Genomic DNA, 21,877 nt, shown 5'->3' with positions numbered 1-21,877 from the left:
GCTGTCAGGCATCGGACAGCGGCACCAGGGCTTCGGCATCCCAGCTCAGCCAGACGGTCTGGTCGATGTCCATCAGCGGCTCGTGCAGGGCATTGAGCTGCGAGGCGCGGACCAGGCGGCCGTCGCCGAGGCGCACTTCGATGGTGGTCATGTCGCCGATATAGTCGATGTCGGTGACCGTGCCGGATGCCGTATTGGCCGCGTCGGTGACCGGGTCGCGGCCGATCTCGATCTGCTCCAGTCGCAGGCCGAGCAGTTGGTAGCCGCCGCCGGCCCGCGGGGCGCCGTCGCCGGGAAACCGCAGGTCGAGGCCGCCGCAGCGGGCCTGCACGATGCCATCGCTTTCGGCGACGATCTCGGCCTCGAACAGGTTGATGTCGCACATCAGCTGGGCGACGAAGCGGTCGACCGGGCGGTCGTAGATGCGGCGCGGATGATCGACCTGGCGCAGGCGGCCGGCCTGCATCACGGCGATGCGGTCGGCCAGCGCCATCGCCTCGTCGTTGTCGTGGGTGACGAAGACGAAGGCGATGCCGGTCTGGCGGTTCAGCCGGCGCAGCTCGGCCTGGGTCTGCTGGCGCAGGCGCTTGTCGAGTGCACCGAGCGGCTCATCGAGCAGCAGCAGGCGGGGCCGCTTCACCAGCGCGCGGGCCAGCGCCACGCGCTGCTGCTGGCCGCCGGACAGCTGGTGCGGTTTGCGTGCAGCAAAGGCGGCGATCTCCAGCATCGCCATCGCTTCGTCGACCCGTTTCGCGACGTCCGTTTTTGCCATGCCTTCACGGCGCAGGCCGAAGGCGATGTTGTCGCGCACGTTCAGATGCGGGAACAGGGCGTAGGACTGGAACATCATGTTGACCGGCCGCCGGTGCGGCGGCAGATGGGTGATGTCCTGTCCGTCGAGCAGGATGCGGCCGGCATCGGGCATCTCGAGGCCGGCGATCATGCGCAGCAGGGTCGACTTGCCACAGCCTGACGGGCCGAGCAGCACGAGGGATTCGCCGTCCTCGACCTCGAGATCGAGGGCGTCGACGGCGGTCTCGTCGCTGTAATGCTTGCTGACGCCCTCGATGCTCAGCAGCGGCATCGGGTCAGCCGCCGCCCTTCACGCGGGTCCAGGCGCGGGTCAGCACGCGCTGCTCGGCCTGCTTGAACGGTTCGACCGTATAAAGGCGGTTCAGCGCCGAGGCCGGCGGGAAGACGTCCTTGTCCGACATGGCTTCCTTGTCGACGAACTGCAGCGAGGCCGGCACCGCATTGGGATACTGCACGGCGTTGGTGATCTTGGCGATCACCTTGGGCTGCAGGATGAAGTTGATGAAGGCATGGGCGTTGTCGACATGGGGCGCATCGGCGGGGATCGCCATCACGTCGAACCACTGCTGGGCGCCTTCCTTGGGCAGCAGGTACTGTACCCGCACGCCCTTCTTGGCCTCTTCGGCGCGGCTGCGCGCCTGCAGGATGTCGCCGGAGAAGCCGTAAGCCAGGCAGATGTCGCCATTGGCGAGGTCGTTGATGTACTGCGAGGAATGGAACTTGCGGATATAGGGCCGCACCTTCAGCAGTACCTCTTCGGCCTTGGCGATGCTGGCGGCATCCTTCGAGTTTGGATCGAGGCCGAGATACTTCATTGCCGCGACCAGCAGCTCGTCGGGGGCATCCAGCACCTCGACGCCGCAGTCGGCGAATTTCGACACCACGGCCGGGTCAAACAGCATGTGCAGGCTGTTGGCCGGCGGGTTCGGCATGCGCGCCTTGATCAGGTCGGGATTGAGGCCGATGCCGCTGGTGCCCCACATGTAGATGACGGCATGGTCGTTGCCGGGATCGAAGCGGGCGAGCCGCTGCATCAGCACCGGGTCGAGGGTCTTCAGGTTGGGCAGCTTGCTCTTGTCGAGCGGCTGCAACAGTTTGGCCTGCACCTGGCGCGCCATGTAGTACTGGGTCGGCACCACGACGTCGTAGCCGGTCTTGCCGGCCAGCAGCTTGGATTCCAGTGTGTCGTTGGAATCATAGACGTCGTAGCGGACCTTGATGCCGGTCTCCGCCTCGAAATCCTTCAGCACCTGCGGGTCGATATAGTCCGACCAGTTGTAGACGTTGACGACTTTCTCCTGGGCGGCGGCCGGCAGGCCGGACAGGCAGGCAAGCGCCACCAGGGCGGTGGCGGCAAAGACGGCATGGCGCATGGAAACTCCCCCGAATCCCGTTGAGTGCCTGGATTATGACAACGGCGCGGCAGCCCAGCAATCGGCACGTATTGCAGCGCAGCGACATTGGCCCAGGGGCGGCCCGGGCCCGGTTCCGGGCAGATTGCCTCCACCTTTGCCGGAAAGGGCTGTGGATTATCATCGAACGGTCACGTCTGTCGTCAACTTATCCCCAGCCTTTCACGGCCTTGTCATCGAATCGCTATCTAATGGGCGAATCAGGTGAGTTGCTCCCGGGTGTTGGCCGGAACCTTGGCAAGGCGAGACCAGACAATGCGCATTCTGATTGTTTCTGATGCATGGCACCCGCAGGTCAACGGCGTGGTGCGGACCCTGACCAAGACCCGCGAGGTGCTGGAAAAGCGCAATCACGTGGTTGAGGTGATCGGCCCGGACCGGTTCCGCCGCATCCCGTGCCCGACCTATGCGGAAATCGAGCTGGCGATCCTGCCCTACCGCAGCCTGGTGAAGCAGATCGAGGCCTTTGCGCCCGATGCCATCCATATCGCCACCGAGGGCCCGCTCGGCATGGCGGCACGCAAATACTGCACCCGCAACGGCCTGACCTTCACCACCGCCTATCACACCAAATTCCCCGAATACATCGCCGAGCGGACCAGGCTGCCGCTGAGCTGGAGCTATGCCTTCATGCGCTGGTTCCATGGCGGTTCGGCCGGCGTGATGGTGGCCACCGACAGCCTGGCGCAGAGCCTGCGCGACTGGGGTTTCAGGAATCTCAAGACCTGGTCGCGCGGCGTCGACGTCGGGCGCTTCAAGCCGCGGCCGAAGGATGTCCTCGACCTGCCGCGGCCGATTTATCTCTATGCCGGCCGCGTCGTGGTCGACAAGAACATCGAGGCCTTCCTCAAGCTGAAACTCGATGGCACCAAGCTGGTCGTCGGCACCGGGCCGGATCTCGAGAGTTACCGCGCCCGCTATCCGGAGACCGTATTCGCCGGCTATCTGGAGAATGGCCATCTGGCCAGCTATTTCTCCGCCGCCGATGTCTTCGTCTTCCCCAGCCTGACCGATACCTTCGGCCTCGTGCTGCTGGAAGCCATGGCGTCGGGCGTGCCGGTTGCCGCCTATCCGGTGACCGGGCCGATCGACATTGTCGGTCCGCATCCGGAAGTCGGCTGCCTTGACGAGGATCTGGGCAAGGCCGTGCAGGGCGCGCTCGGCAAGTCGCCGGAAGCCTGCCGGGCTCTGGCCCTGCAGTATTCCTGGGACGCCTGCACCGACCAGTTCCTGCAGAACCTGGCGCCGCTCCGCAAACCGCAGCCGCAGGCCAGCAGTGCCACGCAGGCCTACGACCCGGCATCCTGAGCTGCCGGCCCTTGCCGGCAACGTATACGTCCCGCTAGGGTTCTTCCCTCATATATCAGTCGAGAGAGGGAGGGCCCGCATGGGCATCGAGATCCTGCAGACCACGGCGCTGCCGATCAACGCGGCGCTGCAGCGCGATTATACCGTGCATGCCCTGTGGCAGACCGCGGATAAGGCGGCGCTGCTGAAAGACATCGCCCCGCGCATTCGCGGGATGGTGACCTCGGGCGGTGTCGGTGCCGACCGTGCGCTGATCGAGGCGCTGCCGAAACTCGAGATCATTTCCAGCTTCGGGGTCGGTTACGACCCCATCGACATCGACTGCGCGAAAGAGCGCAAGGTCATCGTCACCAACACACCGGATGTGCTGACCGACGACGTGGCGGACGTCGCCATGGCCCTGATGCTGGCGATGATGCGGCGGATTCCCCAGGGCGACGCCTTCGTGCGCCAGGGCCGCTGGCTCAAGGACAAGCTGCCGCTGACCGACAAGCTGGGCGGCAAGGTCATGGGCGTGGTGGGGCTCGGCCGCATCGGCCAGGCCATCGCCCGCCGCGCCGAACCGTTCGGCGTCGAAATCCGCTATTTCGGTCCCCGCAAGAAAGCCGATATCGCCTGGCAGTATTACGGCGATCTGGTCGCCATGGCGCGGGACGTGGACATCCTGATGATCGCCTGTCCGGGCGGCAAGGAGACCGAACAGCTGGTCAATGCCGCCGTCATCGATGCACTCGGCAGCAAGGGCTACATCGTCAACATCGCGCGTGGCAGCGTGGTCGAGGAACCGGCGATGGTCGATGCGCTGGTGAACGGCCGGCTGGCCGGTGCCGGACTCGATGTCTTCGCCAACGAGCCGCAGGTGCCCGAGGCCCTGTTGAAGCTCGACAACGTCGCGCTGGCGCCGCATGTGGGGTCGGCGACCCATGCCACGCGGGCCGCCATGGGCCAGCTGGTGCTGGATAACCTGGCGGCCCATTTCGCCGGCAAGCCGGTGCTGACCCGGGTCGTATAGGGCAGGGAGAGAAAGGGCCGGGGGGCGTCAGCCCCAGGTCTTGTCGCCGTCGCGCTCGTTGTCGTCGCGCATCAGGCGGGATGTGCGCATCATGCCGTCGCGCAGCGCCTCGTAGGCCATCATCTTGACGGCATGGTCGATCATCCGGCGCTGCTCGTCGAGGTGGCTGGCAACCGTCGAGTTGCGCACCGGCGTCGTGCCGGCCACCACGGTCTGCAGGTTGTCGAGGCCGGCCATGTTGTTCTGCAGCTTGCGCTGGAACGCGGCATAGATCTCGCCGACGCTGCGGGCGCGGCCATCGGCATCGTAGAAGACGCCGCGGTTGGCGGCGGCGGCTTCCGGCAGCAGGGCGGCGGCGTTCTGTGCCGGATTGTCCTGCAGGGCGCCGAGGAACTTGCTGGCACCGCTGGTGCCGAGGAAATGCCCGAGATAGAGGTCGGTCTGGCCCGGCTGGATGCCGAGATCGCGCGACAGGGCCTGCTGGTTGGTGCGGGCATATTCGGCGGCCATCGCCGAAGCGATGCGCGGATTGTCACGCAGGCTGAGGATGGCGCGCCGCATCGCTGGGTCGGCCACGCTGGGCTTGCCGTCCGGGCTGGTGCCGATCTGCTGCGCCTCGGTGGTCAGGCCGTATTTGGCGCCATGGTCGCGCACCATCTGCAGCCAGGTGCTGTCGATGAACTGGAACAGGCCGCGGGCCGAACTGCCGCTGGCCTGGGCATCGGGGCGGAAACCGCTTTCCTGTCCGGCCTGCGCCACCAGATAGGCGAAGTCGACGCCGGTGCTGCTGCTCGCCTGCTTCAGCGTGCTCAGCAGTTCGTAGCTCACCTGATGGCCGCCGACGCGGTAGACGTCATCGCGGTTCATTGAAGCGGAAAACGGAGGGAGCGGGGCCATGAATCCTTTGCCTGTATCTCAGAGTTGGATAGCCCGGCGGCGGCAAAGAAATCGTTAAGGCTTCGGTAATTCGTCTATCCTCTTGTTTTGCCTTCTGTTTGCGGGCAAACAGGATGCTGCGGGCAGAGATGGAGGGGAACCCCGGGTGGAGCAGCTTGCCGCACTGGCGTCCGGTTGGGCCGGATTTGATCTGCAGGCACAGGCGCTGCTGGCACAGGCACCGTGGCTGGCGCTGCTGATGCTGCTGGTCGGCGGTGTGGCGCTGCCGGCCGGGCTTTACGGGCTGTTCGACCGCTGGGCGGCCCACCGTCTGCGGGTCGATACGGTGGCGCTGGCCACCCGCTACGGCGGCTTCATGAATTCCTGGGCGGTCTTCGGGCGCCATGCCGCCGAATACCGCGACCTGCGGCCGATCTTTCCGACCGCCCAGGCCGCGGAGTTTGCCCGCTTCGATGACGGCACGGCGACAATCGCCGCCCGCTTTACCGATGGCACCGTGGCGGCCGGGACGGCGGCGGCCACCTTCGGCAGTTTCGCGACATCGGGCATCGAGCATGCCGATGCCGGCCTGTCCTTCCGCACCGGACAGACGGCGCGCGGCTATGCCTGCGGCCAGTGGCTGCTGATCGGCGATACCCTCTTCGTGTTCTATGCCGCCGACGATGCGGCGCTGGCCCGCCGGCGGCAGGCGACGCCGGCCTTGCGGGCGCGGCGGTTCCCCGGCCCGTTGCGGCTGCTGCATGGCCGTCGCGGCCATAGCCTGGTCGTCGTGCTGTGGGTGCTGTGTGCGCTGGCAGCCACGACCTGGCTGATCGAGGCCGGAGGCCGGCAGGTGCCGGACCGGGACATTCCCGCCGATATCTCCACCCTGCGCCTGCGGCTGCCCGGCCTGCTGGTCGGCGGCCAGAAGCTGCGGGTGCTGCCGCTGCTCGATGGCGGCGGCGTGCTTGCCGTCCTGCCGCCCGACAACCTGCACAACCCGGATCTCGACCGTCTGGCCGGCCGCGCCTGGATGGCCGGCATCGAGCTGCAGTTCGATGCCCGCAACAGCACCGTCAACGTGCTGTCGCTGGTCGGGCAGGTGGTGGAGAACGGCGACGGCGACGTCCGGTTGCCCGAAGACTGGCGCAGCAACCTGCTGCTCGGCGATCCCGATGATGCGGTTGCGGCGGCCTTGCGCACTGCAGTGCTGGCCGCCGGCTGGACCTGGCAGCCGCGGCTGTGGCCATGGCCGGCGCTGTGGCGCGACCCATGGCATCCATGGCAGGGCTGACCTATAATTTTCCGGACCCGGACAAAGAAAAACGGAGGAAACATGCCCAGAGGCTATAAAGCCATGCTCGACGAGGCATTGGCCCGCATCGAGACCCTGACCCCGCAGCAGGCCGCCGAACAGCTCGGCCGCGATGACGTGGTGTTCGTCGACCTGCGCGATCCGCGCGAGCTGGAGCGCGAAGGCATGGTGCCCGGCGCCTTTCATGCCACGCGCGGCATGCTGGAATTCTGGATCGATCCGGAAAGCCCCTATCACAAGCCGGTCTTCGCCGAGAAGAAGCAGTTCATCTTCTACTGCGCCGGCGGCTGGCGTTCGGCGCTGGCGGCCAGCACGGCGAAGGAGATGGGGCTCGAGAAGGTCGCCCATATCCATGGCGGCATGGGCGACTGGAAAAAGGCCGGCCTGCCGGTGGCCGAGTGGACGCCGAAAGCCAAGGCATGAGTGCAGGGGGGATGAGTGGCCCGCTCACTGGCCTGCGCGTCATCGAGATGCCGGCGATCGGCCCGGTGCCGTTCTGCGGCATGCTGCTGGCCGATCTCGGGGCCGACGTGCTGCGCATCGACCGCACCGGCGATGTCGATCTCGGCCTGCCGGTGGAACCGAAATACGAGCTGCTCGGCCGCGGCAAGCGCTCGCTCGCCCTCGACCTGAAGGATGCGAAGGCTGTCGCGCTGCTGCTCGATCTGGCCGCGAAAGCCGATGTGATCATCGAGGGCTTCCGCCCCGGCGTGATGGAACGCCTCGGGCTCGGCCCCGACGTCCTGCAGCAGCGCAACCCCGGACTTGTCTATGGCCGCATGACCGGCTGGGGCCAGGGCGGCCCGCTCGCCGCCGCGGCCGGGCATGACATCAACTACATCGCGCTCACCGGCGCCCTGCATGCCATCGGCCCGGCCGGCGGCAAGCCGGTGCCGCCGCTCAACCTGGTCGGCGATTTCGGCGGCGGCTCGCTCTATCTCGCCATGGGCGTGCTGGCGGCCCTGTTCGAGCGCCAGGGCTCTGGCCGGGGCCAGGTGGTCGATGCCGCCATGGTCGATGGCGCCGCCTCGCTGATGACGCTGTTCTACGGGCTGAAGGGTGCCGGCATGTGGAGCGACGAGCGCGGTGCCAACATGCTGGACAGCGGTGCCCCATGGTACGACACCTACGAATGCCGCGATGGCGGCCATGTCGCCATCGGCGCCATCGAGGGCAGGTTCTATGCCGAGCTTGTCCGCGTGCTGCAACTCGACCCGAAGACCCTGCCGAAACAGCACGACCGGCGCAACTGGCCGTCGCTGCGCGCGGTCTTCGCGGCGTGCTTCCGCACGAAGACGCGAGACGAATGGTGCGCGCTGATGCAAGGCACGGACATCTGCTTCGCGCCGGTGCTGGCGCTTGACGAGGCACCGCTACATCCGCATATGGCGGCGCGCGGCAGTTTCGTGGCACCCGACGGCGTCACCCAGCCGGCACCGGCACCGCGGTTCTCGCGCACGCCGGGCGGCATCGCCCGCCGTCCGCCGCAGCGCGGCGAGGGCGGCGAGGACGCTCTGACCGACTGGGGCGTCGGGCCGGCATGAGCAGGCAATTTTCGTTTTTCTCCCCAACGGACTGACAAAAGGACACGGTCATGGATTTCGGTATCAAGGGACGCAACGCGCTGGTCTGCGCGGCCAGCAAGGGCCTCGGTTTCGGCAGCGCACTGGCGCTGGCCAAGGAAGGCGTCAACGTCACCATCACCGCGCGCGGCGCGGAGACCCTGGAAGCGGCGGCGAAGCAGATCCGTGCTGCCGCGCCCGGCGTGACGGTGAAGACGGTGGCGGGCGACATCACCACCGAGGCCGGCCGTGCCGAGGCGCTGGCGGCCGCCGGCACCATCGACATCCTGGTCAACAATGCCGGTGGCCCGCCGCCGGGCGATTTCCACGACTGGGGTCGCGAGGAATGGGTCAAGGCGGTGGATGCCAACATGATCACGCCGATCCTGCTGATCAAGGCGGTGGTCGACGGCATGGGCGAGCGCAAGTTCGGCCGCATCGTCAACATCACGTCCAGCGCAGTGAAGGCGCCGATCCCGGTGCTGGGCCTGTCCAACGGCGCGCGCTCGGGCCTGCATGGCTTCGTCGCCGGCGTGTCGCGTCAGGTGGCGAAGACCGGCGTGACCATCAACAACCTGCTGCCCGGCCGCTTCCTGACCGATCGCCTCAAGGGCACCATCGGCGCCCAGAGCAAGAAGCAGGGCGCCGAACTGGAGGCCGAATTCGGGAAGATCGCCGCCACCATTCCGGCCGGCCGCTTCGGCACGGCGGAAGAATTCGGCCAGGTCTGCGCCTTCATGTGCTCGGTGCAGGCGGCCTACATGACCGGCCAGAACGTCCTGCTGGATGGCGGCAACTATCCCGGCAGTTTCTGAGTGATGGTGCCGCCGGGCGGCTGCGGCGGGATGCGGATGGCATCCGGCGGCAGGCCCGCCCGGTGGCGTTGCCACATCGCCTGATACGCGGCTTCGATGCCGCGGCAGAAGCGGGCGGTGTCGAACAGCGCGCAGGTCATGCGAGTCTGTTCGAGGTGTGCCCGCAGTTCCGCCAGCCGCCCGCGGTCGTGATACAGCGCCGCGGCCAGGGCGGCATATTCATCCGTCGACTGCATCACCAGCTCCGGCAGGCCGGCGGCCCGCAGCAGGCTGGCGGCGACGCGGCCGGGAAACGCCTCGCCGAGCCGGGTCAGTACCGGCAGGCCGGCCCAGAGGGCGTCGCTCGCCGTGGTATGCGCATTGTAGTGGAAGGTATCGAGGAACAGGTCGGCATGGCGCTGCCGGTTCAGATGCGCCGATGCTTCCGCATAGCGGGCGAAGATCAGGCGGGCACCGTCGATGCCATGGCGGGCGGCTTCGCGGCGCAGGTTGGCGCCGGTCTCCGGTGCGGATTCCAGCAGCCACAGCACGCTGCCCGGGCAGTCGCGCAGCAGCCGCATCCATACGGCAAAGACATCCGGCGTGATCTTGTAGGGATTGTTGAAGCAGCAGAAGACGAAGGCAGCGCCGGGCAGGCCGTGATCGGCCCGCGTGCCGGTGGTCTGCGCCGGCGCCCGGCGGCTGTCGGTCACCTGATAGGTGTCGGGCAGCCAGACCGCCTTCTCGCTGTAGTGCGGCTGGTGCTCCGGCGGCAGCACCGTGTCATCGGCGAGGATATAGTCGAAATACGGCGCCCCCATGGTGCCGGGAAAGCCGAGGTAGCAGACCTGCAGCGGTGCCGCCCGGCCGGCGAAGATGCCGGTGCGCTGGTCGAGCGTGTGGCCTTTGAGGTCGACGGCGATCTGGATGCCGCTGTCGCGCGCCAGCCGGCGGATGTCGCGGTCGGACAGGCCGCGCACGTCATGGAAATGGTCGAAGCCCTGCACGAGCCGCTGCCGCATGGCATCCTGGCGCTCCGGCCCGAAGGAAAAGGCGACGATCTCGAACCGTTCCCGGTCATGCTGCTCGAACAGGCCGGCGGCCAGATAGGCGGTGGCATGATTGTGAAAGTCGGCCGAGAAATAGCCGATGCGCAGGCGGCCTGAATCCGGTGTCGCCGATGCCGGCTCCGGCGGTTGCGGTGGATACATCTGGGCGCTGTAGAGTTCCGCGCATTGCCGCTGCAGGGCCGGCGTGGCGGGCAGGGAGGCCAGCGGAAACGGCGGGCTCGCCGGCCGGCCGTCGGCAAGCTGTGCGGTGATCTGCCGGCAATCCTCGTCGAAGGACGACCAGTCGCACAGCACCTGTTTCTCGTGGCAGCGCAGGCCACGCAGCCACGGCAGGCCGGGCTTGATCGCCATGGCGTCGTCGAAGCGGCGGACGGCTTCGGCAAAGCGCTTCAGGCGCGCCAGCAGGGTGGCCTCGTTGCTGATCGCCTCGGCGAAATCCGGACGGATTGCCGTCGCCCGGCGATAGCAGGCCAGCGCCTCCTCGAGCTGATGGCGGCCGGCATGGATATTGCCGAGATTCGACCAGGCATCGGCATAATCCGGATCGTATCCGAGGGCGCGCTTGTAGTCGGCCTCGGCGGCATCCGCCTCGCCATCCTGTTCGCGGCAGCGTCCGAGATTGAGCCAGGCTTGCGGCGATTGCGGGTCCAGCTTGACCGCCCGTTCGGCGATGTCGCGTGCCTGGGCGAACTTGCTCTGGCGGAACAGCACGGCCGCGAGATTGCACAGCAGCGACGGCCGCTCGGGCGCCAGCCGCAGGGCCCGCCACAGCAGGTCTTCGGCGGCGGGGAAATCCTCCGCCTCGATCCGCTTCACGCTGTCGAGGAACAGCGCGCGCGCAGCTTCGAAGTCTATGGTCACGATGGTCGGGCTCCGGCGGGCGGCGAATCTGGCCCGGCGATTTAACCAGAAGTGCCGGTTCCCCTTCCACTGCCGGGCCGGGCGGGTATTTTCGGTCTTTTCATTCACTAGACCAGTCTATATAATACCGGCATGGCCAAGACAGCGACCCGGACAACCAGCCTGGCGGTGAAGCGCGCCACCACCAGCCGCGAGCGCTTCGTCGCCATGACCGCAAAGCTGATGTCGCGGCGCGGCTATGCCGGCGTCGGGCTGAACGAGATCGTCGAGAAAAGCGGCGCCCCCAAGGGCTCGCTGTATCACCACTTCCCGGAAGGCAAGGAGCAGCTCGCCGTGGCCGCCCTTGACTGGGCCGCCGCATGCTTCAGCGCCACGCTGACCGAGGCGATCGCGCGCACCGGCTCGGCGGCGGATGCCATCGGTGCGCTGGCGGCGCAGGTGGCGGAATGGATGGAGGCTTCCGGCTGCAAGGACGGCTCGCCGCTCACCATCGTCGCGGTCGAGACCGGCGCTTTCGTCGAGCCTTTGCGGCTGGCCTGCCTGCGCGGTTACCAGGCCTGGGCCGACCAGCTGGCGGATCAGCTTTGCCGCGACGGCAAGCCGGCCAGGGAGGCCGGCGATCTGGCGCTCTGGGCGCTGGCCTCGCTGGAGGGTGCCATCGTGCTGGCCCGCACCCAGCATTCCGCCGAGCCGCTGCGCCGCATCGGCCGGCTGCTGCAGAAAACCCTGCGCTAGGAGGACATCATGGCGGTGCCGCAAGACCGGATCAGTCGCGAGGCCATGGAACAGGCGATGGCGCTGAGCCCCTTCACCCTCTGGGTGGGGACCGAACTGCTCGAGTTCGATGCCGGCCATGTGCGCATCGCCGCCGCCATCCGCCGCGACATGACGCAGCATCATGGCTTCGCCCATGGCGCCATTGTCGGCTACATGGCCGACACGGTCTGCGCCTGGGCGGCCGCCTCGGTGGTGGGCGACGTGGTGACGTCGGAATACAAGCTGAACCTGCTGTCGCCGGCGGTCGGCGAGCGGCTGACCGCGGTCGGCAGCGTGGTCAAGGCCGGCAGCCGACAGGTGGTCACCCGGGCGGATGTCTTCGCGGAGAAGGATGGCAGCGAAAAGATCGTCGCCACCGCGCTCGCCACCATCGCCCGGGTGTGATGCGGCTCAGGCCGCGGCCTTCTTGTCCACCGGATGGGCGGCGCGGAAGCCGACCTGCAGGCGGTTCCACACATTGATGGCGCCGATCAGCATGGTCAGCTGGACCTGTTCGGCCTCGCTGAACTGGTTTTTCACCAGATCGTAATCGGCATCCGGCGCCCCGGTCTGCGGCAGCAGCGTCAGCGCCTCGGTCCAGGTCAGCGCCGCGCGCTCGCGGTCGCTGTACAGGCTGGATTCGCGCCAGGCGTTCAGCATGTAGAGCCGCATCTCGCTTTCGCCGGTCTTGCGGGCGTCGGTGGTGTGCATGTGGATGCAGAAGGCGCAGCCGTTGATCTGCGACGCGCGTAGTTTCACCAGTTCCATCAGGGCCGGTTCCAGTCCGCTGGATGCGAAGCTGGCCTCCAGTGCCATCATCGCCTTGATCGCTTCGGGGGCCAGCTTGTGGGGATTTGTTAAACGGGGGGTCATGGTCGGTCTCCTGCCGCGCACCATGCGCGGTCTGGAACATAGACGGGGCAGGGGCGGGGTCTGTGACATGGCTGGCCGGATATCCCGGTTTTGCCATAAACTGACCGATCGGACAGGTTTTTTCGAAGCCGGCACAAGGAGATGCCCCAAGGCCGTTGCCGGCCGCCGTGCCCGGCATTACAATCCATCGCTTTCCAGTGCCACGGGCCTGTTCGACAGGCCGGAGGGAAGGGCATGAGTTGGGAAGCCGAAGTCGCCGAACTCAGGCGGCGGGAAGAGATGGCCCGCCGCATGGGCGGGCCCGACAAGATCAAGCGCCAGCATGACGGCGGCAAGCTGACGGTGCGCGAACGCATCGACCAGTTGCTTGACCCCGGCACTTTCCATGAAGTCGGCGCCATTGCCGGCCGCGCCGTTTACGACGACGCCGGCGACCTCAGCGATTTCAGCCCGACCAATTTCGTCTTCGGCCGCGGCCGCGTCGACGGCCGCCCCGTCGTGGTCGGCGGCGACGATTTCACCGTGCGCGGCGGTGCCGCCGATGCCGCCATCTGGCAGAAGCAGGTGATGGCCGAGCAGATGGCGCTGGAACTGCGCATCCCGATGATCCGCCTGGTCGATGGCACCGGCGGCGGCGGCTCGGTGAAGTCGCTGGAGATGGACGGTCGCACCTACGTGCCGCTGCTGCCCGGCTGGGAACATGCGGTGGCCAATCTCTCGATGGTGCCGGTGGTGGCGCTGGCGCTCGGCTCGGTCGCCGGCCTCGGCGCGGCGCGTGCCGTCAGCAGCCATTTCTCGGTGATGGTCGAGGGCATCTCGCAGATGTTCATCGCCGGTCCGCCGGTGGTGGCGCGCACCGGCGTCGATATGACCAAGGAGGAACTGGGCGGCAGCGACATCCATATCCGGGCTGGCGCCGTCGACCTCGCGGTGGCAACGGAGGCCGAGGCTTTCGCCGCGGCGCGCCGGTTCCTGTCCTACCTGCCGCAGTCGGTTTACGAGCTGCCGGCGCGGGTGGCACCGCAGGATGACGTCAACCGCCGCGACGAGACGCTGCTGTCGGTCATCCCGCGCGACCGCCGCCGGGTCTACAAGACCCGCGAGATCCTCGATGCCGTGCTCGACGACGGCAGCTTCTTCGAGATGGGCCGCATGTATGGTCGTTCGGTGATCACCGGCCTGGCGCGGCTGGACGGTTGGCCGGTGGCGATCCTCGCCAGCGATCCCTATCACTATGGTGGCGGCTGGACGGCCGATGCCGCGCACAAGATCGCCCGCTTTGTCGATCTGGCCGAAACCTTCCACCTGCCGGTGGTGCATTTCGTCGACATTCCCGGCTTCCTGATCGGCCCCGAGGCCGAGCAGGCCGGCACCATCCGTCATGGTGCCCGCGCGCTGGCGGCGGTCTACCAGGCCAGCGTGCCATGGTGCTCGGTGATCCTGCGCAAGGCTTTCGGTGTCGCCGGCGCCGGCCATTCCAATCATACGCGGCTGCGCTACCGCTATGCCTGGCCGTCGGGTGACTGGGGCAGCCTGCCGCTCGAGGGCGGCATCGAGGCCGCCTATCGCGCCGATCTCGAGAAGGCCGAGGATCCGGCTGCCCTGCTGCAGCAGATCGAGGGCCGGCTCAACAAGGTGCGCTCGCCGTTCCGCACGGCGGAAGCCTTCCTGGTCGAGGAGATCATCGATCCCCGCGACACCCGGCCGCTGCTCTGTGAATTCGCCAGTCTCGCTGCCCCGCTGCGCAAGGCGGGTCCCTCAACCTTCGGGTACAGACCATGACAACCACCACCGACATCCCGAACATCCCCAACGAGAAGAAGCCGGCGCCGAAGTCGATCGTGCTGACCTCGCATCCCAGCAAGACCGACAGCAGAAAGCCGCTGCCGATCGACTGGGGCGCTGCCGATCCGGGCTTGCGCGGTCCGATCGTCGCCACGCTGCAGAATCCCGGCGGCAAGAATGCGGTGGGCACCCATTCCGGCGCCTATTCGCTGTATCGCGCGCTCGCCATCGCCTCCGGCCAGCTCAAGGCCGAGCACAAGCCCGACCTGACCAACACCGCGCCGGCCGAGCGGATCGGGCCGTTTCCGCAATGGGCGGACCCGGAGAAGATCGTCTCGATGGATCCCTGGGGCCATATGACCAGCGAGGTCTTCGCCCGGCAGATCGCCGCCGGCTGGGATATCCGGCCGACGGTTGCCGTCACCAAGGCGCATATCAACATGCCGGAGCTGCATCAGGCCGTGCAGGCCGGCCGGCTGGTGCCCGATGGCGACATCCTTGCCGCCAATGGCGACGTCAAGGTGACCAAGGTGGCGGTCGAACCGGTCTGGTGGCTGCCCGGCGTGGCCCGGCGGTTCAAGATCAGCGAGACCGAACTGCGTCGCGGCCTGTTCGAGCAGACCGGCGGCATGTTCCCCGAACTGGTGACGCGGCCCGACCTCAAGGTGTTCCTGCCGCCGATCGGCGGCATGACCGTCTATCTGTTCGGCGATGTCTCCAGGCTGGGCAAGAAGGAGACCCGGATCGCCTGTCGCGTGCATGACGAATGCAACGGCTCGGACGTGTTCGGCTCGGACATCTGCACCTGCCGGCCCTATCTGGCGCACGGCATCGAGGTCTGCATCGAGGAGGCGCAGAAGGGCGGCGTCGGCGTCATCGTCTATAACCGCAAGGAAGGCCGGGCGCTCGGCGAAGTAACCAAGTTCCTCGTCTACAACGCGCGCAAGCGGCAGGAGGCCGGCGACCGCGCCGAAACCTACTTCCAGCGCACCGAATGCGTCGCCGGCGTGCAGGACATGCGGTTCCAGGAACTGATGCCGGACATCCTGCACTGGCTCGGCATTGCCCGCATCGACCGGCTCGTCTCGATGAGCAACATGAAATACGAGCCGATCGTCAGCAGCGGCATCGCGGTGGTCGAGCGCGTGCCGATCCCCGACGCGCTGATCCCGGCCGATGCCAGGGTCGAGATGGATGCCAAGAAGGCGGCCGGCTATTTCACCGAGAAGGTGCCGGATGCCGAGGAACTGAAACAGGCCAAGGGCCGCGGCCTGACGGAGTAAGCAGCGTGACCAATCTGAATGACCCGGCGCAGGCCGTGGCCTGGCTGCGCACACCGGAAGCGATCCGGTCGCGCTGCCACGAACTTCTGTCCCTTGGCGAGCGTGAGGCGCTGCCGAATTTCCAGGTGCATTTCGACCGCCTGCCGGCCACGGCTGACTATGTGGCGCAGGTGATCCGCGAGAACTATCCGACCCTGCAGATCCCCTATCACGCGCGCTGGCGGCATTTCGCGGCCCAGGGCGTGGATCGCTGGGGCCAGCTTGCGGCCGGCCTGAAGGGCGTCGATGCCGACGAGATCGCCCGCATCCGCTTCGATCTCTGCGTCACCAGCGTGCTGCTCGATGCCGGTGCCGGCCCCGACTGGAGTTTCAGCGAGGCGGGCAAGTCCATCGGCCGCTCCGAAGGACTGGCGGTGGCCAGCCTGCACGCCTTCCGTGCCGGGCTATTTTCTGGCGACAAGACCCAGCCGCTGCGTGCCGATGCGACGGGCCTCAGCCCGCTGGCGCCGAACGCCATCGCCCATGCCTTCCAGGTGTCGGACAGCAATCCGCTGGTCGGCGTCGATGGCCGCGCGGCCCTGATGCGCAATCTCGGTGCGGCACTGGCCGCCCGGCCCGACCTGTTCGGTGCCGGCCACCGCATCGGCGGACTCTATGACTGGCTGAAGCACAGGGCGGTGGACGGCAAACTGCCGGCGCGGGCGATCCTGGCCGCGGTGCTGGACGGTTTCGGCCCGATCTGGCCGTCGCGCATGAGCCTCGACGGCGCCAACCTTGGCGACGTCTGGCGTCATCGCGGCATCGTCAGCGGCGATCTCACCTCGGGTCTGGTGCCGTTCCACAAGCTGTCGCAGTGGCTGACCTATTCGCTGGTCGAGATTTTCGAGGATGCCGGCATCACGGTGACCGGCCTCGACGACCTGACCGGCCTGCCGGAATACCGCAACGGCGGCCTGTTCATCGACATGGGCGTGCTCAGCGTGCGCCACGACGCGCTGAAGACGTTTCCGATCCCGGTCGAGGACGAGGCGGTCGTGGAATGGCGGGCGCTGACCCTGGCCCTGCTTGATCGCATTGCCGATCCGGTGCGCGAGCGGCTCGGCAAGAGCCGCGCCGAGATGCCGCTGGCGCGCATCCTCGAAGGCGGCACCTGGGCCGCCGGCCGCAAGATCGCCCGCGAGAAGCGGGAAGGCGGCGGGCCGCCGCTCAACGTGGTCAGCGACGGCACCGTATTCTGAACATCGACCTATCGCATCGGGGGATTGAAGCGATGAACGCGTTTCCGAATGTCACCGTGGTCAGCCATCCGCTGGTCCAGCACAAGCTGACCCTGCTGCGCCGCAAGGAGGTCTCGACGGCGGAGTTCCGCCGGCTGGTCCGCGAGCTCAGCCTGCTGCTGGCCTATGAGGTGACCCGCGACCTGCCGCTGGAAAAGACCGCCATCGAGACGCCGCTGGAGCCGATGCAGGCGCCGATCCTGGCCGGCAAGAAGCTGTGCTTCGTGTCGATCCTGCGCGCCGGCAACGGCATCCTCGACGGCATGCTCGACCTGGTGCCTTCGGCGCGCGTCGGCCATGTCGGCCTTTACCGCGATCCGGAGACCCTGGTGCCGGTGGAGTATTACCTCAAGCTGCCCGAGGATGTGGGGGAACGTCAGGTGATCGTGGTCGATCCGATGCTGGCCACCGGGCATTCCGCCGCCGCCGCCGTGACACGGCTGAAGGAGGCCGGCGCCCAGCAGATCAAGTTCGTCTGCCTGCTGACGGTTCCCGAGGGCCTGCGGGTGATGCAGGACAACCACCCCGACGTCAGCATCTTCACCTGCGCCATCGACCGCCAGCTCGACGAGCATGGCTATATCCGGCCGGGCCTCGGCGACGCCGGCGACCGCATCTACGGCACCAAGTAACGCGACTGAAACACGACAGCCTGTAGCAGCGGTCACAACCCCCGGGCTGCAAGCCGGCTGCGGATTCGCGGGATTGTCGGCAGAATGCCTGCAATCCCGTTTCCCTCGAATCCGGAGCCGTGCCATGGCCGCCCTGCGTCGCCGCGCCCTGCGCGCAACCCTCACTCTCGCCGTCGCGCTTGCGGCCGGCCTTGCTGCCAACTGCTGGGCGGCCTCTGACACGCCCGGTGCCGCAGAGGGCGCCGCGGTGCAGCCGGTCGCGGCGCCCGCGGCGGCTCCCAGGGTGGTGGGCCATGAAACCCGTCAGGGCCGGCCGGTCATGCTCGGCGGCCGCATCGCCAGCGGTCCCGGTTCGGGGGTGAAGTTCATCCTGCAGGACCATTCCGTGGTGATCATCGGGCCGAACAGCACGCTCAGCGTCGACGAGTTCGCCGCTGACCGGATTGTGCTGCGGCTCGAGCGCGGCAGCTTCTATGTCGATTCCGCCAATCCGGGCGTCGTCCACATCGTCCTGCCGACCGGCACCGTGGCGGTGCGCACGGCGACGGTGGCCGGCCGGATCGGGCCGGATGCCACCGAGGTCGCCCTGCTCAGCGTCGGCCGCGCCGAGGTTGCCGGCTTCGGCGGCCGCAGCGTGCAGCTCGACACCATCGGCCAGGCCACCCGCATCGTCGGACTCGGCAGCCCGAGCATGCCGGTGGTGCTGAGCCCGCAGCGGCTGCAGGACTTCTCCGGCCTCACCGGGCAGGTCGCCACGCTCGACTGAAGCGCGCGCCCGACGACAGGCCGCGGCATTCCGTCGCTGCCGCCGCGCCGCCGGGATTTCAGGAAAGCCGCATGTCATGCGGCTTTTTTGTTGTCCGCGGGCGGGCGCGACGGCACGGTGTCCCCGCCGCTGTCGCCAGCTTCCGGCACGGCCGGCAGTTTTTTTGGGGCGAGGGCCTAATTCCTATTGCAATGGGGGCCGTTTGTTGTAAATACGGCCTCATTGACGCACCCGCACGTGCCGATGGCCCCTGGCAGGTTATGCAACGACGAACGCGTCTCTTTTGGTGGCACAGCGCAAGCTGTGTCGGGTTCAGAGCCGGTCCGAGAGGGAGGTTTCGATGCTTGCAGCCAATGGTGGCCGCACGGTCACCCGTCTGCGACGTTCCACGTCCAGGTCGCGTGTCGAGTTGGGGCAGATCACCCCGAAACAGCACAAGTTTCTGGCCGAGACGGCCGAGACCGATCCGTTCGTCGTGGTCGATCTCGACATCGTCGAGCATAACTATCGCGAGCTGAAGCGGCTGCTGCCGCTGGCGCGCGTGTTTTACGCCATCAAGGCCAATCCGGAGCCGGCCATCGTCGGCCGCCTGCAGAAGCTGGGGTCGAACTTCGACACCGCCTCGATCGGCGAGATCAATCTCTGCCTGGCCCAGGGCGCCAGCCCGGACCGCATTTCCTTCGGCAACACGATCAAGAAGAAGACCGATATCGCCAGCGCCTATGCCAAGGGCGTGCGGCTGTTCGCCTTCGACTCCGAGATCGAGCTGGAGAAGCTGGCGGCTGCCGCGCCCGGCGCGCAGGTCTTCTGCCGCGTGCTGATGGAATGCGATGGCGCCGAATGGCCGCTGTCGAAGAAGTTCGGCTGTTCGCCGCGCATGGCCAGCGACCTGCTGGTCAAGGCGCGCCGCATGGGGCTCGACCCCTACGGCATTTCTTTCCATGTCGGCTCACAGCAGACTGACCTCGGCCAGTGGGACAAGGCGGTCGCCCAGGTGGCGCAGATGTTCAGCGTGCTGCAGGAAGCCGATGTCGACCTGCGCATGGTCAACCTCGGCGGCGGCTTCCCGGCGCGCTACCGGTCCGACGTGCCGATGCTCGAGGCCTATGCCCAGGCGATCACCCAGGCGATGACCAGCCATTTCGGCAACAACCTGCCGGAAATCATCATCGAGCCGGGCCGCGGCTTGGTCGGCGATGCCGGCGTGATCCAGGCCGAAGTGGTGCTGATCTCGAAGAAGGACTACGAGGACGACCGTCGCTGGGTCTATCTCGATATCGGCAAGTTCTCGGGTCTGGCCGAGACCATGGACGAGGCAATCAAGTACCGCTTCGTCACGCCGCGCGACGGCGGCCCGACCGGCCCGGTTTCGCTGGCCGGCCCGAGCTGCGACAGCGCGGACATCCTGTACGAGAAGGCGGACTACCAGCTGCCGCTCGGCCTCGAAGTGGGCGACAAGATCCTGATCCTGTCCGCCGGTGCCTACACGACGACCTATTCCTCGGTGGGCTTCAACGGCTTTCCGCCGCTGAAGAGCTACTGCATCTGATCGGTCGTCAGGGTATCGAGCGGGTTGCAAAGGCCGGCGGCGAAAGCTGCCGGCCTTTTTGCTACCAATGGGTGGCAAGGGGTACAACCCGGCCCAACTTGGGTTTGCCAAATCCCTAACCGGACTGCCGTTTCCGCCGAATCCGGTTGCAGCAGGGGTTGGCTTGTGTGACAAATATCGCGGCCTCGGGATACTCGCATAAAGCGCGGTCCCGGGTGGGGGAGGTAGCCGATGCAGCCCGCTTGCCGGTGGCGTTTGCGTGCATCCATTCCCCTGCCGTCGCTGCGACGGCGGGGCGGCTGCCCTGTTACATCCCCCGTTACACCCATGCCCATAACATTCGGCCCCGTCCGGAGGGCCCCGTGACCGATCGGCCGGAGACGGACGATGACGCGTTCTTTGCCGCCCTCGGGCGGCACGACGATGGCTATGCCGCAGCAGGCGCCGGTGTCCCCGACGAAGAGGCGCTGCTGCTGACCGCGCTGGACTCGATCGGCGAAGGCTTTGCCGTCTGGGATGCCGGTCCCAGCCTGGTGCGCTTCAATCGCCAGATGCCGCAGCTGTTCGGGCTGTCGGCGGTCGACCTGCGGCCCGGCCTGCCGGCCCGCGATTTCCTCGCCATGCTGATCGAGCGCGGCATCCTGACCCTGCGCGCCGAAGAGGCCGAGGCCTGGATCAATGCCTATATCGATGCCTCGACCAAGGCGGATCGCAAGCAGGAAGTGCGGCTGGCCGATGGCACCTGGCTGAATTTCGACTGGCGCCGGCTGCAGCCCGGCGGCTATGTCGCGATCTTCACCGACATCACGCTGCGCAAGCGCGCCCAGATCCGGCTGCGCCAGGCCGAGGCGAAATACCGCCAGATCTTCGACAATGTCCATGAGGGCATCATCCAGGTCACGCCCGAAGGCCGTGTGCTGGCGGTCAACCAGGCCGGCGCCACCATCTTCGGCTTCCACTCGCCGGAGGAGATGCTGGCGACGGTCAACCGCGCCGGCGAGCAGCTCTATGTCAATCCGGACCGGCGCAGCGAGCTGCTGCTGCAGCTCGACCGCCATGGCCATGCCCGTGACTTCCGTTCCGAAATGCGCCGTCGCGACGGTTCGGTGATCTGGGTGTCGAAGACGCTGCGCCGGGTCAGCGATGACCGCGGCAACATGGTGATGATCGAAGGCATGTTCCGCGACATCAGCGCCCAGCGCCGCGCCGAGCAGCAGCTGATGCAGGCCAAGGAACAGGCGGAAGCCGCCAGCCGGGCCAAGTCGGATTTTCTCGCCAACATGAGCCACGAGCTGCGCACGCCGCTGAACGCCATCCTCGGCTTTTCCCAGGTGCTGCAGGAAGAGATGATGGGTCCGCTCGGCAACGCGAAGTATCGCGAATACTGCCGCGACATCGTCGCCAGCGGCGAGCATCTGCTGGCGCTGATCGGCGACATCCTCGACATGGCCAAGGTCGAATCCGGCAAGATGAGCATGGACGAGGACTGGAACGATCTCGACGAAAGCCTGGAGGCCGGCCTGCTGCTGGTGCGCGAACGCGCCATGGCCAGCCGCATCACCCTGCGCAAGAGCATGCCGGTACCGGCGGCTTCGGTCTGGGCCGATTCCCGGCGCCTGCGCCAGGTCTGGATCAACCTGCTGAGCAACGCCGTGAAATTCACCCCGGAAGGCGGCTGGGTCGAGGTGGCGGTCGAATGGCAGCCCGGCGGCGGCGTCACCGTGCGGGTGGCCGATTGCGGCATCGGCATCGCCGAAGAGGATATCGAACGCGTGCAGCAGCCGTTCAGCCAGGTGGCCAGTGCGCTGTCGCGCGGCCATGAAGGCACCGGACTCGGCCTGTCGCTGTCGCGCAGCCTGATCGAGCTGCATGGCGGCAGCCTCGACCTCGACAGCCGGCTCGGCGAGGGCACCACGGTCACCGTGTCGCTGCC

At 67.3% G+C, this 21,877-nt stretch carries 19 protein-coding genes and 1 pseudogene; 15 read left to right on the top strand and 5 right to left on the bottom strand.

Features of this window, described 5'->3' with window-relative positions; genetic code table 11:
• Positions 1–4: 4 nt before the first annotated feature.
• Together ACFOOQ_RS15115 and ACFOOQ_RS15110 are read right to left on the bottom strand one after the other, a co-directional pair.
• Positions 5–1,084: an ABC transporter ATP-binding protein gene (locus ACFOOQ_RS15115; RefSeq protein ID WP_379728142.1), complete on the bottom strand. Its 1,080-nt coding sequence runs from the start codon at positions 1,082–1,084 to the stop codon at positions 5–7.
• A 4-nt stretch (positions 1,085–1,088) separates the two neighbouring features.
• Entirely contained in the window at positions 1,089–2,186 is a 1,098-nt protein-coding gene (locus ACFOOQ_RS15110) for a polyamine ABC transporter substrate-binding protein (RefSeq protein WP_379728140.1), read from the bottom strand.
• 294 nt (positions 2,187–2,480) lie between these two features.
• Between ACFOOQ_RS15110 and ACFOOQ_RS15105 the strand changes: the two genes are divergently transcribed.
• Positions 2,481–3,533, top strand: coding sequence for a glycosyltransferase family 4 protein (locus ACFOOQ_RS15105; RefSeq protein ID WP_379728138.1), 1,053 nt, complete (start codon positions 2,481–2,483; stop codon positions 3,531–3,533).
• Between the two features lie 79 nt (positions 3,534–3,612).
• Complete coding sequence (locus ACFOOQ_RS15100) at positions 3,613–4,545, top strand: 2-hydroxyacid dehydrogenase (RefSeq protein ID WP_379728136.1); 933 nt, start codon at positions 3,613–3,615, stop codon at positions 4,543–4,545.
• Positions 4,546–4,572: 27 nt separating this feature from the next.
• On the opposite strand, the gene ACFOOQ_RS15095 is transcribed toward ACFOOQ_RS15100, so the two are convergent.
• Entirely contained in the window at positions 4,573–5,442 is an 870-nt protein-coding gene (locus ACFOOQ_RS15095) for a transglycosylase SLT domain-containing protein (protein ID WP_379728134.1), read from the bottom strand.
• Positions 5,443–5,587: 145 nt separating this feature from the next.
• Here ACFOOQ_RS15095 and ACFOOQ_RS15090 point away from each other — a divergent pair, with 145 nt between their 5' ends.
• The 4 genes from ACFOOQ_RS15090 to ACFOOQ_RS15075 are packed head-to-tail and all read left to right on the top strand — an operon-like array spanning position 5,588 to position 9,113.
• Complete coding sequence (locus ACFOOQ_RS15090) at positions 5,588–6,715, top strand: hypothetical protein (protein ID WP_379728132.1); 1,128 nt, start codon at positions 5,588–5,590, stop codon at positions 6,713–6,715.
• Between the two features lie 42 nt (positions 6,716–6,757).
• Positions 6,758–7,159: a rhodanese-like domain-containing protein gene (locus tag ACFOOQ_RS15085; protein WP_379728130.1), complete on the top strand. Its 402-nt coding sequence runs from the start codon at positions 6,758–6,760 to the stop codon at positions 7,157–7,159.
• A gap of 11 nt (positions 7,160–7,170) precedes the next feature.
• The gene (locus ACFOOQ_RS15080) at positions 7,171–8,280 is read left to right on the top strand and encodes a CaiB/BaiF CoA transferase family protein (RefSeq protein ID WP_379728128.1); all 1,110 of its coding nucleotides are present in this window, start codon (positions 7,171–7,173) and stop codon (positions 8,278–8,280) included.
• Positions 8,281–8,330: 50 nt separating this feature from the next.
• Positions 8,331–9,113: an SDR family oxidoreductase gene (locus tag ACFOOQ_RS15075; protein ID WP_379728126.1), complete on the top strand. Its 783-nt coding sequence runs from the start codon at positions 8,331–8,333 to the stop codon at positions 9,111–9,113.
• On the opposite strand, the gene ACFOOQ_RS15070 is transcribed toward ACFOOQ_RS15075, so the two are convergent.
• Positions 9,095–11,023, bottom strand: a complete 1,929-nt coding sequence (locus tag ACFOOQ_RS15070; protein WP_379728124.1) for an O-linked N-acetylglucosamine transferase, SPINDLY family protein — start codon at positions 11,021–11,023, stop codon at positions 9,095–9,097. The genes ACFOOQ_RS15075 and ACFOOQ_RS15070 overlap by 19 nt on opposite strands.
• 132 nt (positions 11,024–11,155) lie before the next feature.
• On the opposite strand from ACFOOQ_RS15070, the gene ACFOOQ_RS15065 reads away from it, so the two are divergent.
• Complete coding sequence (locus ACFOOQ_RS15065; RefSeq protein WP_379728122.1) at positions 11,156–11,758, top strand: TetR/AcrR family transcriptional regulator; 603 nt, start codon at positions 11,156–11,158, stop codon at positions 11,756–11,758.
• Positions 11,759–11,767: 9 nt separating this feature from the next.
• On the top strand, positions 11,768–12,184 hold the full coding sequence (locus tag ACFOOQ_RS15060; protein WP_379728120.1) for a PaaI family thioesterase: 417 nt from the start codon (positions 11,768–11,770) through the stop codon (positions 12,182–12,184).
• Between the two features lie 6 nt (positions 12,185–12,190).
• On the opposite strand, the gene ACFOOQ_RS15055 is transcribed toward ACFOOQ_RS15060, so the two are convergent.
• Positions 12,191–12,652: a carboxymuconolactone decarboxylase family protein gene (locus tag ACFOOQ_RS15055; protein ID WP_379728118.1), complete on the bottom strand. Its 462-nt coding sequence runs from the start codon at positions 12,650–12,652 to the stop codon at positions 12,191–12,193.
• A 234-nt stretch (positions 12,653–12,886) separates the two neighbouring features.
• Here ACFOOQ_RS15055 and ACFOOQ_RS15050 point away from each other — a divergent pair, with 234 nt between their 5' ends.
• From ACFOOQ_RS15050 to ACFOOQ_RS15020, 7 genes and pseudogenes are all read left to right on the top strand, one after another.
• Positions 12,887–14,434, top strand: a complete 1,548-nt coding sequence (locus tag ACFOOQ_RS15050; protein WP_379728116.1) for an acyl-CoA carboxylase subunit beta — start codon at positions 12,887–12,889, stop codon at positions 14,432–14,434.
• Complete coding sequence (locus ACFOOQ_RS15045; RefSeq protein WP_379728114.1) at positions 14,431–15,720, top strand: GTP cyclohydrolase II; 1,290 nt, start codon at positions 14,431–14,433, stop codon at positions 15,718–15,720. The genes ACFOOQ_RS15050 and ACFOOQ_RS15045 overlap by 4 nt, the downstream gene beginning before the upstream one ends.
• Positions 15,721–15,725: 5 nt before the next feature.
• On the top strand, positions 15,726–16,958 hold the full coding sequence (locus ACFOOQ_RS15040; protein WP_379728112.1) for a URC4/urg3 family protein: 1,233 nt from the start codon (positions 15,726–15,728) through the stop codon (positions 16,956–16,958).
• Positions 16,959–16,990: 32 nt separating this feature from the next.
• On the top strand, positions 16,991–17,629 hold the full coding sequence (gene upp, locus ACFOOQ_RS15035; RefSeq protein ID WP_379728110.1) for a uracil phosphoribosyltransferase: 639 nt from the start codon (positions 16,991–16,993) through the stop codon (positions 17,627–17,629).
• A 124-nt stretch (positions 17,630–17,753) separates the two neighbouring features.
• On the top strand, positions 17,754–18,395 hold the full coding sequence (locus ACFOOQ_RS15030; RefSeq protein ID WP_379728108.1) for a FecR domain-containing protein: 642 nt from the start codon (positions 17,754–17,756) through the stop codon (positions 18,393–18,395).
• 418 nt (positions 18,396–18,813) lie between these two features.
• Positions 18,814–19,944, top strand: a complete 1,131-nt coding sequence (locus ACFOOQ_RS15025; protein WP_379728663.1) for a type III PLP-dependent enzyme — start codon at positions 18,814–18,816, stop codon at positions 19,942–19,944.
• Between the two features lie 167 nt (positions 19,945–20,111).
• Positions 20,112–21,872 (top strand): annotated as a pseudogene (locus tag ACFOOQ_RS15020) (PAS domain-containing sensor histidine kinase); the annotation flags it as partial.
• Between the last annotated feature and the right edge of the window lie 5 nt (positions 21,873–21,877).

The organism is Ferrovibrio xuzhouensis (genome assembly GCF_042648965.1).
GTDB classification, from domain to species: domain Bacteria; phylum Pseudomonadota; class Alphaproteobacteria; order Ferrovibrionales; family Ferrovibrionaceae; genus Ferrovibrio; species Ferrovibrio xuzhouensis.
Note: the sequence above shows the minus strand (reverse complement) of the source record. Positions and strands in the feature narration are given on the sequence as shown.

What these genes read in the sequence shown, in the direction of transcription:
- ACFOOQ_RS15050 (WP_379728116.1), top strand. Translation starts at nt 12,887, where the DNA reads ATGAGTTGGGAAGCCGAAGTCGCCGAACTCAGGCGGCGGGAAGAGATG.
- ACFOOQ_RS15105 (WP_379728138.1), top strand. Translation starts at nt 2,481, where the DNA reads ATGCGCATTCTGATTGTTTCTGATGCATGGCACCCGCAGGTCAACGGC.
- ACFOOQ_RS15030 (WP_379728108.1), top strand. Translation starts at nt 17,754, where the DNA reads ATGGCCGCCCTGCGTCGCCGCGCCCTGCGCGCAACCCTCACTCTCGCC.
- ACFOOQ_RS15115 (WP_379728142.1), bottom strand. Translation starts at nt 1,084, where the DNA reads ATGCCGCTGCTGAGCATCGAGGGCGTCAGCAAGCATTACAGCGACGAG.
- ACFOOQ_RS15065 (WP_379728122.1), top strand. Translation starts at nt 11,156, where the DNA reads ATGGCCAAGACAGCGACCCGGACAACCAGCCTGGCGGTGAAGCGCGCC.
- ACFOOQ_RS15055 (WP_379728118.1), bottom strand. Translation starts at nt 12,652, where the DNA reads ATGACCCCCCGTTTAACAAATCCCCACAAGCTGGCCCCCGAAGCGATC.
- ACFOOQ_RS15075 (WP_379728126.1), top strand. Translation starts at nt 8,331, where the DNA reads ATGGATTTCGGTATCAAGGGACGCAACGCGCTGGTCTGCGCGGCCAGC.
- ACFOOQ_RS15100 (WP_379728136.1), top strand. Translation starts at nt 3,613, where the DNA reads ATGGGCATCGAGATCCTGCAGACCACGGCGCTGCCGATCAACGCGGCG.
- ACFOOQ_RS15060 (WP_379728120.1), top strand. Translation starts at nt 11,768, where the DNA reads ATGGCGGTGCCGCAAGACCGGATCAGTCGCGAGGCCATGGAACAGGCG.
- ACFOOQ_RS15095 (WP_379728134.1), bottom strand. Translation starts at nt 5,442, where the DNA reads ATGGCCCCGCTCCCTCCGTTTTCCGCTTCAATGAACCGCGATGACGTC.
- ACFOOQ_RS15080 (WP_379728128.1), top strand. Translation starts at nt 7,171, where the DNA reads ATGAGTGGCCCGCTCACTGGCCTGCGCGTCATCGAGATGCCGGCGATC.
- upp (WP_379728110.1), top strand. Translation starts at nt 16,991, where the DNA reads ATGAACGCGTTTCCGAATGTCACCGTGGTCAGCCATCCGCTGGTCCAG.
- ACFOOQ_RS15110 (WP_379728140.1), bottom strand. Translation starts at nt 2,186, where the DNA reads ATGCGCCATGCCGTCTTTGCCGCCACCGCCCTGGTGGCGCTTGCCTGC.
- ACFOOQ_RS15085 (WP_379728130.1), top strand. Translation starts at nt 6,758, where the DNA reads ATGCCCAGAGGCTATAAAGCCATGCTCGACGAGGCATTGGCCCGCATC.
- ACFOOQ_RS15045 (WP_379728114.1), top strand. Translation starts at nt 14,431, where the DNA reads ATGACAACCACCACCGACATCCCGAACATCCCCAACGAGAAGAAGCCG.